The organism is Streptomyces bambusae (assembly GCF_019400985.1).
Lineage (GTDB): Bacteria > Actinomycetota > Actinomycetes > Streptomycetales > Streptomycetaceae > Streptomyces > Streptomyces bambusae_A.
On the sequence record NZ_WTFF01000587.1, the window covers coordinates 1 to 1,985 of the forward strand.

Annotated in this window: 1 protein-coding gene and 2 pseudogenes; all 3 read right to left on the reverse strand. The window is 74.3% G+C overall.

Going from position 1 to position 1,985, the window contains the following annotated elements; genetic code table 11:
- Positions 1 to 321 (reverse strand): annotated as a pseudogene (locus GPJ59_RS39010) (hypothetical protein); the annotation flags it as partial.
- The gene (scpB, locus tag GPJ59_RS35800; RefSeq protein ID WP_258025429.1) at positions 321 to 887 is read right to left on the reverse strand and encodes an SMC-Scp complex subunit ScpB; all 567 of its coding nucleotides are present in this window, start codon (positions 885 to 887) and stop codon (positions 321 to 323) included. The gene scpB and the pseudogene GPJ59_RS39010, both read right to left, overlap by 1 nt.
- A 92-nt stretch (positions 888 to 979) precedes the next feature.
- A pseudogene (locus tag GPJ59_RS35805) lies at positions 980 to 1,777 on the reverse strand (segregation and condensation protein A); the annotation flags it as partial.
- Positions 1,778 to 1,985 lie beyond the last annotated feature (208 nt).

A 1,985-nucleotide genomic window follows, 5' to 3' on the forward strand; every position in this document is an offset into this window, starting at 1 on the left:
GGGGCACCTTCGACGAGCGGGGGCTACGCAAGCTGCGGCCGGGCACCACCCGGCGGGGGGGCGCCGGCGGACTCGGGGGCGCGGCCGCGCGCGGGTCCGCGGGGGGACGGACCGGTACCTCGACGGGGCCGCCCCCGCCCCGGACCGGCCGGCGCCGGAGCGCTCGCCCTCGGGGCCCACGTCGTAACGGCGCTCCTCGGGACGGGGACGGCGGGGGCGGCTCTGGCCCTGCCCGCCCTGCCTGTCGTCGCGCGAGTTCCCGGCACCGCGGTAGTTACCGCGCCCGCCGCCGCTGTTCCTGTTGCCGCCGCTGCTTCGCATCAAAGTTCCGTCTTGTCGTCTTCGTCAGAGTCCGGTGCGTCCGGATCGAACGACGGGACGCCTTCCTGCGTCTCGGCCTCGATCGCTTCCGCCTCCGGGAGGAAGGGTGCGAGCTCCGGGAGCTCGTCCAGGCCGCGCAGGCCCATCCGCTCCAGAAAGTAGTTCGTCGTCCTGTACAGGATCGCACCTGTTTCGGGTTCCGTCCCCGCCTCCTCCACCAGGCCCCGCTGGAGGAGGGTCCGCATGACCCCGTCGCAGTTGACCCCGCGTACGGCCGAGACCCGCGAGCGGCTGACCGGCTGCCGGTAGGCGACCACCGCCAGGGTCTCCAGCGCGGCCTGGGTCAGCCGCGCCTGCTGGCCGTCCAGGACGAAGGCCTCCACCGCCGGGGCGTACTCCGCCCGGGTGTAGAACCGCCAGCCGCCGGCCACCAGGCGCAGCTCGAAGCCGCGGCCCTGGGCCGCGTACTCGTCGGCCAGCTCGCGCAGCGCGCCGGCGACCTCGCGCGGGGTCCGCCGGAGCACCTTGGCCAGGTGTGCCTCGGTGGCGGGCTCGTCCACCACCATGAGGACGGCTTCCAGGGCGGGCTTGAGCGCGAGCCCGGCGGGGCCGGGCTGCCCGCCGTTGTCCGCGGGCCCCTGGTGGTCTTTCGGCTCCGTCATCGGTCCTCCTGCACCACTTGGTCGAACTCGTCCGTCACCGCCGGCCCGGCCCCGTCCCCGCCGCTCCAGCGCACCGTGAGCTCCCCGAGGGCCTGCTCCTGGTCGAGGGCCACGGCCTTCTCCCGGTAGAGCTCCAGCAGGGCCAGGAAGCGCGCCACGACCGTGAGGGTGTCGGGGGCGCCCTCGGTCAGCTCCTGGAAGGTGGCCTCGCCGCGCGCCCGGAGCAGGCGCACGACGACCTCGGCCTGTTCGCGGACGCTGACCAGCGGGGCGTGGATGTGGTCGACGTAGACCTGCGGCCTGGCCTTGGGTTGCATGGCCTTGACCGCCAGCTGGGCGAAACCCTCGGCGCCGATGCTGATGACGACCTCGGGCAGCAGCTCGGCGTGGTGGGGCTCCAGCCCGACGGTACGGGGGTGGCGCCGGGCCTCGGCCTCCGCCCGCTCCTCGAAGAGGGCGGCGATCTGTTTGTACGCCCGGTACTGCAGGAGGCGCGCGAAGAGCAGGTCGCGGGCCTCCAGCAGGGCGAGGTCGGCCTCGTCCTCCACCTCGGCGGCGGGCAGCAGCCGGGCGGCCTTCAGGTCCAGCAGGGTGGCGGCCACCACCAGGAACTCGGTGGTCTGGTCGAGGTCCCAGTCGGGGCCCATGGCCCGGATGTGCGCCATGAACTCGTCGGTGACCTTGGACAGGGCCACCTCGGTGACGTCGAGCTTGTGCCGTGAGATGAGCTGGAGCAGCAGGTCGAAGGGGCCCTCGAAGTTGGCCAGCCGCAGGGTGAACCGCCCGTCGGCGGGCCCGGCGGTCCCGGCGTCCCGCTGCGCGGAGCCTTCCCCCTCCCCGCCCGTTCCCGAGACCGTGGCCGCCGCCCCGGACCCCGCAAGGGCCGCCTCCGCGCCGGACGGGGTGGTCGGGCCCTGTTCCGCGGTGTCGGACGCGGCTTCGCCGCCGTCGACCGGGCCGGGGCCTGTCTCTTATACACACATGACGCTGCCGACGATCTTA

Bases quoted from the DNA above. Each gene is read 5' to 3' on its own strand.
- scpB (WP_258025429.1), bottom strand. From the start codon at position 887: ATGGTGGTGGACGAGCCCGCCACCGAGGCACACCTGGCCAAGGTGCTC.